This is a genomic window from Chitinophaga flava (assembly GCF_003308995.1).
Classification (GTDB): Bacteria; Bacteroidota; Bacteroidia; order Chitinophagales; family Chitinophagaceae; genus Chitinophaga; species Chitinophaga flava.
Map to the genome: position 1 here is coordinate 1,088,033 of NZ_QFFJ01000001.1, position 13,229 is coordinate 1,101,261.

Annotated in this window: 8 protein-coding genes; 3 read left to right on the top strand and 5 right to left on the bottom strand. The window is 48.6% G+C overall.

What is annotated here, in order from left to right; all coding sequences use genetic code 11:
- The first annotated feature begins 205 nt into the window (after positions 1-205).
- The 3 genes from DF182_RS04245 to DF182_RS04255 all read left to right on the top strand — a co-directional run bounded on the left by DF182_RS04245 (position 206) and on the right by DF182_RS04255 (position 4,969).
- The gene (locus DF182_RS04245; RefSeq protein ID WP_245957369.1) at positions 206-1,501 is read left to right on the top strand and encodes a GntP family permease; all 1,296 of its coding nucleotides are present in this window, start codon (positions 206-208) and stop codon (positions 1,499-1,501) included.
- A gap of 114 nt (positions 1,502-1,615) precedes the next feature.
- On the top strand, positions 1,616-4,153 hold the full coding sequence (locus DF182_RS04250; protein ID WP_113614425.1) for a phosphocholine-specific phospholipase C: 2,538 nt from the start codon (positions 1,616-1,618) through the stop codon (positions 4,151-4,153).
- A 75-nt stretch (positions 4,154-4,228) separates the two neighbouring features.
- Positions 4,229-4,969, top strand: a complete 741-nt coding sequence (locus DF182_RS04255) for a hypothetical protein (protein WP_113614426.1) — start codon at positions 4,229-4,231, stop codon at positions 4,967-4,969.
- Positions 4,970-5,008: 39 nt separating this feature from the next.
- Here the strand turns inward: DF182_RS04255 and DF182_RS04260 are convergent, their stop codons facing one another.
- The 5 genes from DF182_RS04260 to DF182_RS04280 all read right to left on the bottom strand — a co-directional run bounded on the left by DF182_RS04260 (position 5,009) and on the right by DF182_RS04280 (position 13,229).
- Positions 5,009-6,007 carry a Gfo/Idh/MocA family protein gene (locus DF182_RS04260; RefSeq protein ID WP_113614427.1) on the bottom strand — a complete coding sequence of 333 codons (999 nt, stop codon included), beginning with the start codon at positions 6,005-6,007 and terminating at the stop codon, positions 5,009-5,011.
- 22 nt (positions 6,008-6,029) lie between these two features.
- Positions 6,030-7,223 carry a Gfo/Idh/MocA family protein gene (locus tag DF182_RS04265; protein ID WP_113614428.1) on the bottom strand — a complete coding sequence of 398 codons (1,194 nt, stop codon included), beginning with the start codon at positions 7,221-7,223 and terminating at the stop codon, positions 6,030-6,032.
- Positions 7,224-7,234: 11 nt separating this feature from the next.
- Positions 7,235-8,425 (bottom strand): nucleoside permease, encoded by a 1,191-nt coding sequence (locus tag DF182_RS04270; protein ID WP_113614429.1) that lies wholly within the window; start codon positions 8,423-8,425, stop codon positions 7,235-7,237.
- A 4-nt stretch (positions 8,426-8,429) separates the two neighbouring features.
- On the bottom strand, positions 8,430-11,525 hold the full coding sequence (locus tag DF182_RS04275; protein WP_113614430.1) for a PQQ-dependent sugar dehydrogenase: 3,096 nt from the start codon (positions 11,523-11,525) through the stop codon (positions 8,430-8,432).
- A gap of 102 nt (positions 11,526-11,627) precedes the next feature.
- Positions 11,628-13,229, bottom strand: a complete 1,602-nt coding sequence (locus DF182_RS04280) for a RagB/SusD family nutrient uptake outer membrane protein (protein WP_113614431.1) — start codon at positions 13,227-13,229, stop codon at positions 11,628-11,630.

The window sequence follows — 13,229 nt, forward strand, 5'->3', positions numbered from 1 at the left end:
ATGAACAACATCCTAAATATAATAAATTACACGCAGTATTACCGCAGACACCGGCAAACACCCGCATCATATCACGTTAACGTGTATACGTAGAAAACCAGCACTTGCAGAATACAACAATAATGGATATATTGTAAAATATCGATCAGCCATATTCATATCATAAATATCATCTGTTATCATACTTTATCACAGTCTTGGATTGGTGGCAGGCATCGTCCTGATTATTATTCTGACAGCCAGGTACAGGATACATGCCTTCTTTGCCTTGCTGCTGGCCAGCATGCTGACAGGGCTGATTTTCGGACTCCCGGTAACGGATATACTCAGTACTATTAAGACAGGGTTCGGACAGATTATTGGTTCCCTCGGACTGCTGATCATATTGGGCACCACACTGGGCCTTATGCTCGAACATACCGGCAGCACCAGTGTGCTGGCGGCATATGTACTGCGTAAAACAGGTACCGGACGTTCTCCACTGGCACTGAATATCATCGGGTATGTGGTTGGCATGCCTATCTTCTGCGATTCAGGGTTTATTGTACTCAGCGGCCTCAACAAAGCCATGGCCGTACGTTCCGGCATCTCCATGCTGACCATGGCTTCTTCGCTGGCTACCGGCCTTTATGCGGTACATTGTATGATGCCGCCACATCCGGGTATTATGGCGGCCACCGGCATCATTCAGGCAGATGTAGGCAAAGTGATGTTATACGGACTGCTGATAGCCCTGCCGGCATCGGCCTGCGGATATGCATGGTCGTTATATGCCGGGCGCAAACTCCCTGCGCCAATTGTAGAAGCACCAGATATCACCATCCCTTCCGGACGCCTGCCCTCTGTAACCATGGCTATATTGCCGATCGCCGTACCCATACTACTGATAGCATTGCGCTCTTTTCTCGCACTGGAAAAAAAAACCTCTTCGCTGGCCATCCAGACACTCAATATACTCGGCATACCGGAAGTAGCCATCACTATCGGTATTATCCTCACCTTACTCAGTCTGCGTAACGGACAGGCCAGCAATGCCAGAAAAATACTAGTGGAAGGCGCAGAAAAGGCAGCAGGCATACTCGTAATCATCGGCGGCGGAGGCGCCTTCGGGGCCATACTGGCCAAAGCTGAACTGGGCAGACATATCGCGGAAAATCCGGCTATAACGGGCATGGGTATACTATTACCGTTCTTAATCACCGCCATCATCAAAACGGCGCAGGGCTCTTCTACCGTAGCTATCATCACAGCCGCTTCCCTCATACATCCTTTGTTGCCCGCACTGGGCCTCCATACGCCGGAAGGTAATATCCTGAGTGTACTGGCCATGGGCGCCGGCTCCATGATGGTATCCCACACTAATGACGCCTACTTCTGGGTCATATCCCGGTTCTCCGGACTGGAGATCAAAGACATGCTGCGTGTATATACTACGGCTACACTGATCATGGGCATTACCGCTATGGCTGGTGTATACCTCCTGTCGCTGCTCATCGGATAGGATTACAGGAAGATGCCCACCCTGTATGAATTTTGGATGAAGGATGGATGAACGGTACAGACAAAATTTTCAATAATTATTATTTTGTCGCCCAGACACAAACTACGCCACTTTATGGACACCAGAAGGGACTTCCTGAAAAAATCATTGCTGTTATCCGGCGCGGCCGGCTTCTCCACCATCATGCCTGCCTCTATTCAGAAGGCGCTGGCCATAGATCCTACGCCGGGCAGCACCTGGCTCGATGCAGAACACATCGTCATCCTCATGCAGGAAAACAGATCATTTGACCATTGCTTTGGAACCTTACAAGGTGTAAGAGGCTTTAATGATCCTAGGGCCATCCCTTTGCCCAACCTTAAACCGGTGTGGTTTCAGACAGATGATAAAGGTGATACCTACGCACCATTCCGGCTCGATATCAAAGACACGAAGATCACCTGGATGGGCTCCCTGCCACATTCCCGTGCCAGCCAGGTAGATGCTTATAATACCGGAAAACATGACCAGTGGCTGATTGCCAAAAGACCCGGCAACAAACAATATGCACACATGCCACTCACCCTGGGTTATTTTACAAGGGAAGACCTTCCCTTCAACTACGCCATGGCTGATGCTTTCACGATATGCGACCAGCATTTCTGCTCCGGCATGACCAGCACCACACCTAACCGCTCCTTCTTCTGGACTGGCAAAATTACCAGTAAAGAAGACGGGCGCGCTAAAGTCAACATCCGCAACGACGACTTCAGCTACGGCAAACTCACCTGGAAAACATTCCCGGAAATGCTGGAAGAAAACAATGTATCCTGGAAATTTTATCAGAACGATCTCAGCTGCGGCGGTGGCTTCAAAGGAGAAGAAAGAGCCTGGCTGGCCAACTTCGGTTGCAACCTCCTCGAATTCTTCGAAGCCTATCACGTGAAATTTTCCTCCCGCCATATTCAGACACTACTCAAACAAGTAGATACCCTGCCGGATGAAATCAACAAACTCATGGAAGCTACTCCTTCGTCAGATGAAGCGGCCAGGAAAATACGTGCAGACATCGCCAAAAAACAGGAAGTGCTCGACAATGCCACCAAAGAGCTGCTGAAATGGAATAAGGAAAGTTTTGATCAGTTATCTGATCATCAAAAAAATCTCTACAAAAATGCATTTGTAATCAACAGCGCTGACCCCAACTTCAGGACTGTTACCACTTTCCAGTATACTGATGATGGCAACGACCGTAAGGTGACCGTCCCTGCCGGCGATATCCTTTACCAGTTCAGAAAAGATGTACAGGACGGTAAACTGCCTGCTGTCTCCTGGCTGGCAGGTCCGCAAAATTTCTCCGACCACCCCAGCGCTCCCTGGTATGGCGCCTGGTATGTATCAGAGATCATGGACATCCTCACCAGCAACCCCGAAGTATGGAAGAAAACCATCTTCATCGTTACCTATGATGAAAACGACGGCTACTTCGACCACGTACCTCCCTTCTCCATCCCTGATGAAAACAAGCCAGAGACAGGCAAATGTTCTGCAGGCATAGATACTGAAGTGGAACATGTACGACTGGAAAATGAATTATTACAAGGCATCCATAAAAAACAGGCCCGCGAAGCACCTATAGGCCTTGGTTTCAGGGTTCCTTTGATCATCGCTTCTCCCTGGAGTCGCGGCGGCAAAGTATGTTCACAGGTATTTGATCATACGTCTACATTACAATTCCTGGAAACATATGTCAACCGCAAGTACGGTAAAAAGATCCACGTGGATAATATCAGTCAGTGGAGACGGACCATCTGCGGCGATCTCACTGCAGTGTTCAGTCCTTTTACAGCTAAAACTGAAAAACTGCCTTTTCTGAATAAGGAGAAGTTTGTGCAGCATATTTACAATGCACAGTTCAAAGCCGCGCCAGGTGGGTTTAAGAAAATAACAGACCAGCAGCTGGAACGTGTGATCAGCAACCCCGAGGCCAACGACCTCATGGCGCCACAGGAAAAAGGAGTACGGCCTTCACCGGCGTTGCCATATGAATTGTATGCAGATGCCCAGTGGCTGCCCGGCAAACAACAGGTGGAAATCAGTTTTGCTGCCGGTAACACCGTATTTGGTTCAGCCTCGGCTGGTGCGCCTTTCACTGTTTTTGCACCGGTAGCATACAAAGATGATAAAGGGAATACGGAAGTATCCCGCAACTGGTCTTTCGCCGTAAAAGCCGGTGATAGCATCCGGTATCAGTGGCCAGTAACGGCTTTCGAAGCGGGCACCTATCATTTGCATCTTCATGGCCCCAATGGCTTCTTCCGGGCTTTCAAGGGCAACCACGATGATCCGGCAGCACAGATAACGTGCACGCATGAACGTAATAATACCACCGGCAAACTCACCGGCAATGTAATCGTCAATATTACCGGCACAGCTGCAACACCACTTAATATTACCATCCGCGACAATGCCTATAAAAATAAAAGCATCAGCCGTAGCATTGCTGCCAACGGCAACGCCGCCATCCTGCTACCCTTGCAAGCCAGCAACGGATGGTACGATTTCAGTATTCTTATCAACGGCTTCAGCATGTTTGAAAGAAGATATGCCGGCCGCGTAGAAACCGGTAAGGAAGGCATCACCGACCCATACATGGGCAGGGCTATATCCTGATTTATGGAATCCGGGCACCTGCATGCATCCTGTAATTAAAATCAGATGAGACTGTTTCTTTTAATCCCTTTCATCATGACAAGTATACAGGCATTCAGTCAGGGGCCCGGCTCCCCTCTTCCGGAACTTACCCGCTACGATTCCCTGGGAACGGGCATTTTACAGGTAAGCTTCGAAGAAAAAATTCCACTATATGCCAGTGCAGATGCTACAATTCCTTTCGACACCCTGGAAATAAAGCGCCGCGCAGATGGCAGCACTGCTTTTCTCACACGAGTGCTGAAAAATAAACTGCTCCCCTACCAGCTGTCACAGGGTGACACCCATGAGAGTGGTCGTCGCCATATCAATATGGGCCTGATTTCTTTTCCGCCAGTACTGCAATTCAGAGTGATACAGGCCACTGCACATCATTTTCAGGTGATCATCAACGAAAAGGAAAACCTCACCTGCTTTATCTATATCAATCCGAAATATGCATTGTACAAAACATTGGCGCAGAAAGAACAAACCGAAGCTCCATACAATCCCTGCTGGTATCTCTACGAAACATGGGAACATTTTCTGCAACGCGCCTATATTGTAAGTACCAAACCCAACACCACTTTCTACGCTGCTCCCAATGGAAAAACGATTCCTTTCCCATCTATGCAGGATGGCTGCAGGGAATGTTTTCATGTGGCCCGCGTTAAAGGAGAATGGGCCGAATTGATAGACAGACAGGATTATAGCAGAAAGAAGCCAGCCTATGGTTGGGTTAAATGGCAGAACGGTAAGGCGCTGGAAGTATCGGTGATGGAGTTTGGATACGAATAAACCCCAGGGCCGAAAAACATCAACCCCGGGGCAGGGGCGCTATACATTCATCGTTACTGTAGCGCCTTTTTTCTTTTTGCTTTCATCAGCAGCTTCCATGAAAGCCATCATTTCAATTGTTTCTTCCGGCTTCACTGGAGGAATACCTGTCTGGAAGAAGGCAGTGATCTGCAATACCAGTGGTTGATAAGAGCTGAAGTCGCCGATAGGCGCTATACCTTTTTCTCCGAAAGCATGACCACCAAAGCCATAAGGTCCTTTGCGGACGCCTCTCAGCGTACCTATGCGGCCATCCTTCCATACACCCGTTACCACATCCATATCTTCGGAAGTAATGCGGGTCACACGATGACAGCCGGTACCCATCAGGGCAAACAACATCTCCACACCATGGATGCCGTACCAGAAAAGGTCCGGATGTGTTTTTTCAGTGGGCGACGGCGTATATACATCCGCCCCGGTGACCTTCCCGATTTTTCCTTGTGCCACTTGTTGTATGCTATCGATGAAACGCAGTGCAGAAGAGGAAAACACCGGCACCTTATATTTTTCAGCCGCCTTAAAAATAGCCCGGGTATCCGCCAGTGAAGCAGCAATAGGCTTGTCGATAAACACACGTTTGCCGGCTTTAAACACCGGAAGCGCCTGTTCCAGATGCACACGGCCATCGTTGGACTCCAGTAAGATCACATCTGTTTTTTCCAGCAGCGCAGCGATAGAGTCAACGATCTCTATGCCCAACTCCTTTATCTTAGCCAGATTACCGGGTACCATTTCCAGACTGGAAGTAATGTCTTTACTGCCTTGTACATAAGCCGCCGTCACTTTAAAGCCGTTGTAGGCCGGATCTGCATTGACAGCATTCAGCATCTTAGAGAACTCCACACTATGAGAAGTATCTAATCCTATGATGCCTACACGTTTTCCTGGTGTTGCCGGTGTGCCCGCAAACAGGGAGCTGGCCCGGCCTGCAAGACCGAGCCCTACACCCGTGATTGTCGCTGTTCTTATAAATTTTCTTCTATCGTATGATGACATAAGCTATTGTTTAATGTTGAATTTAACGGGTGATCTCCACGATCTTTCCGCTTTGTTTTTCTTTTAATATCAGTTTGGTACTGCCGAAATGTGTTTTTTCTTCTTTGATGAGATAATGATGCTCATCATATTCTACCAGTGTATTGCCTTTGGCAACACCTTCCTGACCTCTCCATACCTCCAGCTGTACCGGCTCCCATTGTTTGCTGGCGGCGCTTTTATAGGCTGCGTCCAGAATAGCATTCACTACATAACCATCGTAGAATGTTTCGCGGGGTTGTTTGTTTTGTTCGATGGCATTAAACATGTCGGCAAACATATGATTGTATCCGAGGTCATTCAACTCATCTCCTACCGGAAACAACCAACCAGAATTGCTTTCCGCTTTCTCTGCTACATAATCTGCTCCCTTACCGGTGGTGAACATATCAAAACCCGTACGTAGGAAGCTGTTCAGCCAGATGGTACCTTCTGTGCCCATTACTTCATCACGCAGGTCGAGGCCACCGCGGAAAGTCCAGCTTACTTCAAACTGGCCAATGGCGCCGTTTTCATACCTTATCAGCCCGATAGCATGATCTTCTGCATCTATTGGTTTTACCTGTGTATCGGCCCAGCACATTACTTCTACCGGCCTGATATCTTTTCCGATAAAGCTGCGGCCTATCTCCACGCAATGACAGCCCAGGTCGAGGATACAGCCGCCGCCGGCCTGTTCCTTGTCCCAGAACCATTCGCTGTGCGGACCAGGATGTGTTTCTCTGGACTTGGCCCAGAGAATACGGCCTAACGCTCCCGCCTGTACGCTTTGTAACGCTTTGGAGAATTTTGGCGTATACACCAGGTCTTCCATATAACCATGGAAGATGCCTGCCTTTTCTACTGCTTCCAGCATTCTCTTTGCTTCCTGGGCATTACGGCCCAGCGGCTTCGTACAGATCACCGCCTTCTTAGCCTTGCAGCAGGCCAGCACTGCCGCCTCATGCAGATTGTTGGGCAGCGCAATACATACTACGTCCACCTCCGGATGATTGATCGCCTCTTCCATCTCCACTGTCCAGTGAGGTGTATTATAATCTGCAGCAAACTTCTTCGCGCTCTCTTCACGGCGTGAATAGACGCTCACAATACGATCTTTACTTCTTTGGCCATGGATAGAATCAGCATAAAAACGGCCGATGAAACCCGAGCCTAGCATGGCAATTTTTCTTCCCATATAAAAATGTTTTATTGTTTATCATCTCTGAACAAAAAAATAAATAGCAGCAGGAAAATACCGGTGATAGCAGCAGGTACCAGCCAGATACTACGCCAATCGTAATGCAAAACGGCTGTCTGTAAATAGCTGAAGCGCCCTGCTACAAACCCCGACACATAGGAGCCTATCAGCATGCCCAGGCCATAGGTGGCAAAAGTGATCAGCCCCTGTGCCGCATTCCTGATGTTGTCGCCTGCCTTACGATCGGTATAGATCTGTCCTGTCACGAAAAAGAAATCGTAACACATACCATGTAATGCAATGCCTCCGTATAGCATCCAGGCGCCAGCACCACTGTCGCCATAAGCGAACAATACATAACGCAGTATCCAGCAGAACATGCCCAGCAACAGCATCCGCTTAACACCCAATCGCGAAAACAGGAACGGCATCAGCAGCATAAAAAGAAATTCCGATACCTGTCCCAGCGTCATCTTGCCGGCAGCATTGGCCATACCAGCATGATTGAGGAATGGATTGGTAAAACTGTAGTAAAACGCCAGTGGTATACATACCGCCACCGCAGTGATAAAGAAGATGCCGTAGGCACGTCCTTTCAACAGTACCAGCGCATCCAGTCCCAGTATATCAGACAAGCACACCTCTTTTTTCACCGATTGTGAGGAGGGCAGAAAAAAGCTGTATATGCCCAACAGCAGTGAACTGGCGGCAGCGATACGGAAAGTGGCGGCAGTCGTTTCCACCCCGGCGAAACCAATAAGCAGCCCCGCCAGTATCCATCCTACGGTACCGAATACACGTACAGAAGGAAACTCCCTGCCCGCATCCTGCATCTGGCGGAAGGAGATCGAATTGGCCAGCGACATAGTGGGCATATACAATAACGTATACAACAGAATCAGCCACCAGAAGCTGCTAAAGTCCTGTACTCCACTGATCAGGTATAAGGTGGCCGCACCTGCCAGATGCAACACTCCCAGCACTTTCTGTGCAGCGAAAAAACGGTCCGCTATCAGCCCCACAAAAAATGGGGAGATAATGGCAGCTATAGACAGGTTGGCATAGGCTGCCCCTACCTGCACCGCATCCGCTTTTAAAGCGGTAATGAGGTAAGTGCCCATGGTCACATACCAGGCTCCCCAGGTAAAATACTCCAGCAGCATCAGGACAGACAATCGCAAACGTACGGATGCGGTCATGTGATTAGTTGTTATTTGAGAAATAGATCCAGTCTACATTAAACAGGTATCCGTCTTTACCGTCTGCACTCTTGAATACAAAATACAGATCATGTGCTCCGACAGTTGGCTGCACAGCAGCCTTCACCGGTTTCCAGCCGCTCTTAGGTCCTGCGGCTGCAGCGGTACCAGCCGGCACACTGACTTTACTCAGCAGCGGTCCAGCCGGCTTATCGAGGTGTACTTCTATCACACCACCCATACCTTGCTCCTGAATATTGTATTGTAAACTCTTCACACCATCCAGATAGAAATGGTTGAAGCGGATATAACTGTTGTTGCGCACATAAGCGTAACACAATGCAGCGGTAGTGATAGTAGCCAGGTTCACATTTCCTTCATCAAAATCTTCTATCTGTATCAATGGATTTCTCAGCATGATATAATCCCTGCCTGTAAGCGGTTCTATATTGTTGGCGCCTTTATCGGTATAGGTAGCCATCAGCAGATATCCGCCTTCATTGCCCTTACCAGTATGTGCCTTAAACGGCTGCACGCCCTGCATAGGCAACGAAGCTTTGGCACTGCCCAGCGAAAGAATGTAGTGCACAATTTCTTTAGCATCTTCAGTAGACATATCCGGATGTGCAGACATGGTGCGGTTGCCCCAGTTGCCACTACCACCGGCGATTACCTTGGCAGCCAGCTTGTTTACATTGGTTTCATTATCCTGATAGTGTTTGGCCACTTCTACCAGGCTAGGGCCTACAGAAGCGGTGTTCTCAGTATGACAGGCTTTACAGTCCAGCGACCAGAACAGCTGATGTCCTTTTGCATGCTGCGTGTTGCCGTCACCGTTATTACCAGCCAATACCAGCGCAAAGTCTTTGCCCATAGGGAGATAATCAAACGATACCTTTACCTTGCTGCTGTCGGGCGTTCCATCTTCAGGGTCCTGAACCTTCACCTGATAGTCAAGGACCGCATTGTCCCAGTAGAAGCTTCTGTTGGCCGTGGTATTGATTTTTACAGCAGGTGGGGTATTCCCTACTTTAATATCTACAAAGGAAGTTCCCTTTGCACCGTGGTTATCTGTTACTGTCAGTTCTACCTTGTAAATTCCTGGTTTGGAGAAGGTATAATCCACCTGCTCGCCTTTCAGTTCTTTATCAGCTACTTTCCAGATATAGGTGAGCTGATCTCCCTTATCGTAGTCCATGGAGCCGGCAGCAGAAAGTTTTACAGTCAGTGGAGCGCCGCCATACAGCTGACTACTGCGGATATTAGCTACCGGCTTACGATTACCTTCAGCATAAGTAATACGTACCAGTTTGGCATTGGAATTTTTGGCAAACCAGTTGGTACCATATTCCAGCATGTAGATGCTGCCATCAGATGCAAATTTCATATCTATCGGTGCAGCAAAATCTATATGTTCCAGGAAAGGCTCCATGCGTACATAGTTACCTGCCGAATCCAGTGTTACGGCCATGATCCAATGACGCATCCATTCATAGATAAAGAGTTTGCCGTTGTAATAATCCGATAGTTTGTAGGGTGCATCCTTAAACTGATCGCTGTAAAATACCGGGCCGGCCATGACTGTTTCGCCACCTTTACCTACCAGCGGGAATACAGGTGAAGCAGCGTCGCCATACCAGATCATCGCTGGTTGCGCAGGCGGCAGCTCTTTAATACCGGTATTATGTGGTGAGTTGTTAACAGGATGCAGTGGGTCTTTGCCCGGGCGTTCTTTCATAGTGGCATAATCCAGTAAGGGATATGCTTCGTTGTTACCGTTAAAATAAGGCCATCCAAAAAAGCCTGGTTTCCGTGCCTGGTTGATTTCATCGAAGCTCAGCGTGCTGCCTTCAGCAGACGGCACTTTGGTGTCTGGCCCGATATCTCCCCAGTATAAAAATGCGTTTTTCATATCCACTGAAATACGGTAGGGGTTACGACAGCCCATAACATAAATTTCAGGACGTCCTTTGGAACCGTCTTTGGGGAACAGGTTGCCATCGGGAATAGAATAAGTACCGTTAGGTTCGGGTTTAATACGCAGCACCTTTCCTCGCAGATCCATGCTGTTAGCCGCACTGGCCTGGTCATCAGACAGATGGCGGCCTGGTCTTTCATCTACCGGCGTATATCCGTGGGTTTCTTCTGCATTGGTATTATCTCCTATTGACAGATATAAGAGATCATTAGGCCCAAAGAACAGATAACCTGCAGAGTGGCAGCAGTATTGCCTTTGCGTAGGTACTTCCAGGAGTACCTTTTCTGTAGACATATCCAGTTTATCACCGTGCAGTTCAAGGCGTACCAGTTTATTATACCATTTTTCTCCTGCAGGAGCATAATAAAAATATACCCAGTGGTTCTTTTCAAAATGAGGGTCCAGGGCCACCCCCAGCAACCCGTCTTCAATACCGCTGAACACATCAAAACGGCCGACAGTTTTGGTTTGACGCAGGCGGGCATCATAAAACTTAACCCCACCCTTCCGTTCTACAAACAACACATTTCCTTCCGGCAGAATACACATCTCCATAGGCTCATCCAGCCCATGGTCCAATACCGTATAGGTGTAACGGTTAGTATCCGGTGGCGCGATGGTCAGCGATTTGCTATAGTCCGGCCAGGCATTACTGCCTACCAGGTATTTTATAGCTGGTTGTATGGTGGCTGCCGTAGCCGCAGCAGGCACAATAAAGAGGCGGCCATTGTCCTGGGTTAATTCCTTGCCTTCGGGTAACGTAGCCCATTCCTTCAGCCAGGGCCATCCCTGTTTGATAACAGCGCTATCCTTTACAGCAAGGATACCACCGCCACCGGCTTCAGCATAACGTTTCAGCGCGGGAATATTCCGGTAGTTCAGACTATCCGTCAGGGAAAACGGCAGACATACTGCACTGAACCCTCGCAGGGAATCATCCTGAAAATATTGTCTGTCGCCGGTAAGCACAATCTGCCAGCCTTCTTTCTGTCCTGCTTCCTGTAATTGTTTCACCCATGTACTCTCAACATTTTTAGTATAACATAAAATGCGGGTAACAGAGCGTTTGGCACCGCACGCGGAAAGCAGCACCAACAAAACAGGCAACCATAGTTTTTTCATTGCTAAATTTTAAATGGGTTCTTTTATGCAACAATTACGAATTACGAATTCCTGAAAATTCCCACTCCATTCGTAATTCGTAATTGTTCATTCGTAATTGATTTAGTATCCTGGGTTTTGTTTGATGCCGCCACCAGTCCGGTCTATCTCCTGTTGTGGTATAGGGAACAGGTATTTGTTACCGGAAGCAGGCGCTCTGAAAGCACCACCTTTACCGTTGGAATAAGGTCTGGTGGAATAGTCCTTCATAGTGGATACATAGGTGTTCCAGCGCAGCAGATCAAAGACGCGGCCGTACTCACAACCCAGTTCCACACGACGTTCGTGACGCAGGGCTTTACGCAGGTCATCGGCTGCAGTTACCGGTACCAGTGGAGTGCTGGCCACTACTCTTTTACGGGACACCGCCTCCACATCCGTATGAGCGGAGTTGCTGGCGCGGGCACGCACCAGGTTGATATAATCAGCTGCTTCCTGTTTGCTGCCACCACTTTCCAGCACTGCTTCTGCATACATCAGCAGCACATCAGCATAACGCACCAGGTGCATAGTCCAGGCATCATTACCCCAACCTTGACCACGGCGGTTTTCAGGCAGAAACACTTTTCTGTTGTGATGACCTGTATTGGGATAGGAAGAGAAGTCCAGTGTTTCTGAGCCATTCGCTTTAGGGAACACATCTCCGGGGTCCATCACGGTAAACAATATACGGGGATCTCCCGGCTCAAACTCATCTACCAGTGATTGTGTAGGACAGTCGAAACCCCAGCCGCCCACGTTACGAGGAGAGCAATAAATCGGTAGAGTAGTACCGTAGATAAAAGCAGCGGGATCATCTCCAAAGATCAGCGGGAATACAGATTCCTGGCTCTTATAACCATCTTTCAGAAACAGCTGCTGGTACTCCATCTCCAGTGTAAACGCATTGGAGCTGATTACTTTTTTGGCAGCATCTCTTGCTTTGGCATATAATGTTTTATCATCTTCTGCAAAGAAAAGATAGGCCCTTGCCTGAACAGCCCATGCAGCTTCCCTGGTAACACGGCCCTGTTCTGCAGCCGGTAAGTCTTTACGGGCAGGCAATGCGGCATCGTTGCCTATCGCTTCCAGTTCACTGGTGATAAACTGAAATACTTCGCTGGCCTGGGCTCGTACAATTTTATTACGATCGTCTATCTGCAGCGTTTTAGTCAGCAATGGTACGCCACCGAATATGCGCACCAGATCCAGGTAGTAGTAGGCACGCAGGAAACGTACTTCTGCGAGATAACGGCTTTTTGTTTTATCATCCAGGGGATTGCCTTTGTCGTCCAGCAGTTTAGCTGCAGGCAGGCGTTCCAGCGCTACGTTACAGTTGCCGATGCCTTTATAACAGGCAGCCCACAAACCATTCAGTGTTTCATTGCTGGCCAGTGCCCTGCCATAGCCCAGGTCTATCACAAAAGGGCGGTCATTGGCATCAGAACCGCCTTTATCACTTTCATCGGTGGCCATATTGCCCAGCTCCGCAATGGCAGCCTGGTAGCCCCAGAAATCATAAAAGCCCAGGTAACAATTCACGACCGTCTTAAAGCCGGCCCCTGGTGAATTATAAAAATTATCATCGGTCTGCAACCCCAGCGGCGGCCTGTTCAGATAATCCTTTGAACAGGAAACGCCCAGCAACATCATTATTAACGGTAAAGAATATACGAATTTTTTCAT

Bases quoted from the DNA above. Each gene is read 5' to 3' on its own strand.
- DF182_RS04250 (WP_113614425.1), top strand. From the start codon at position 1,616: ATGGACACCAGAAGGGACTTCCTGAAAAAATCATTGCTGTTATCCGGC.
- DF182_RS04255 (WP_113614426.1), top strand. From the start codon at position 4,229: ATGACAAGTATACAGGCATTCAGTCAGGGGCCCGGCTCCCCTCTTCCG.
- DF182_RS04260 (WP_113614427.1), bottom strand. From the start codon at position 6,007: ATGTCATCATACGATAGAAGAAAATTTATAAGAACAGCGACAATCACG.
- DF182_RS04265 (WP_113614428.1), bottom strand. From the start codon at position 7,223: ATGGGAAGAAAAATTGCCATGCTAGGCTCGGGTTTCATCGGCCGTTTT.
- DF182_RS04270 (WP_113614429.1), bottom strand. From the start codon at position 8,425: ATGACCGCATCCGTACGTTTGCGATTGTCTGTCCTGATGCTGCTGGAG.
- DF182_RS04275 (WP_113614430.1), bottom strand. From the start codon at position 11,525: ATGAAAAAACTATGGTTGCCTGTTTTGTTGGTGCTGCTTTCCGCGTGC.
- DF182_RS04280 (WP_113614431.1), bottom strand. From the start codon at position 13,229: ATGAAAAAATTCGTATATTCTTTACCGTTAATAATGATGTTGCTGGGC.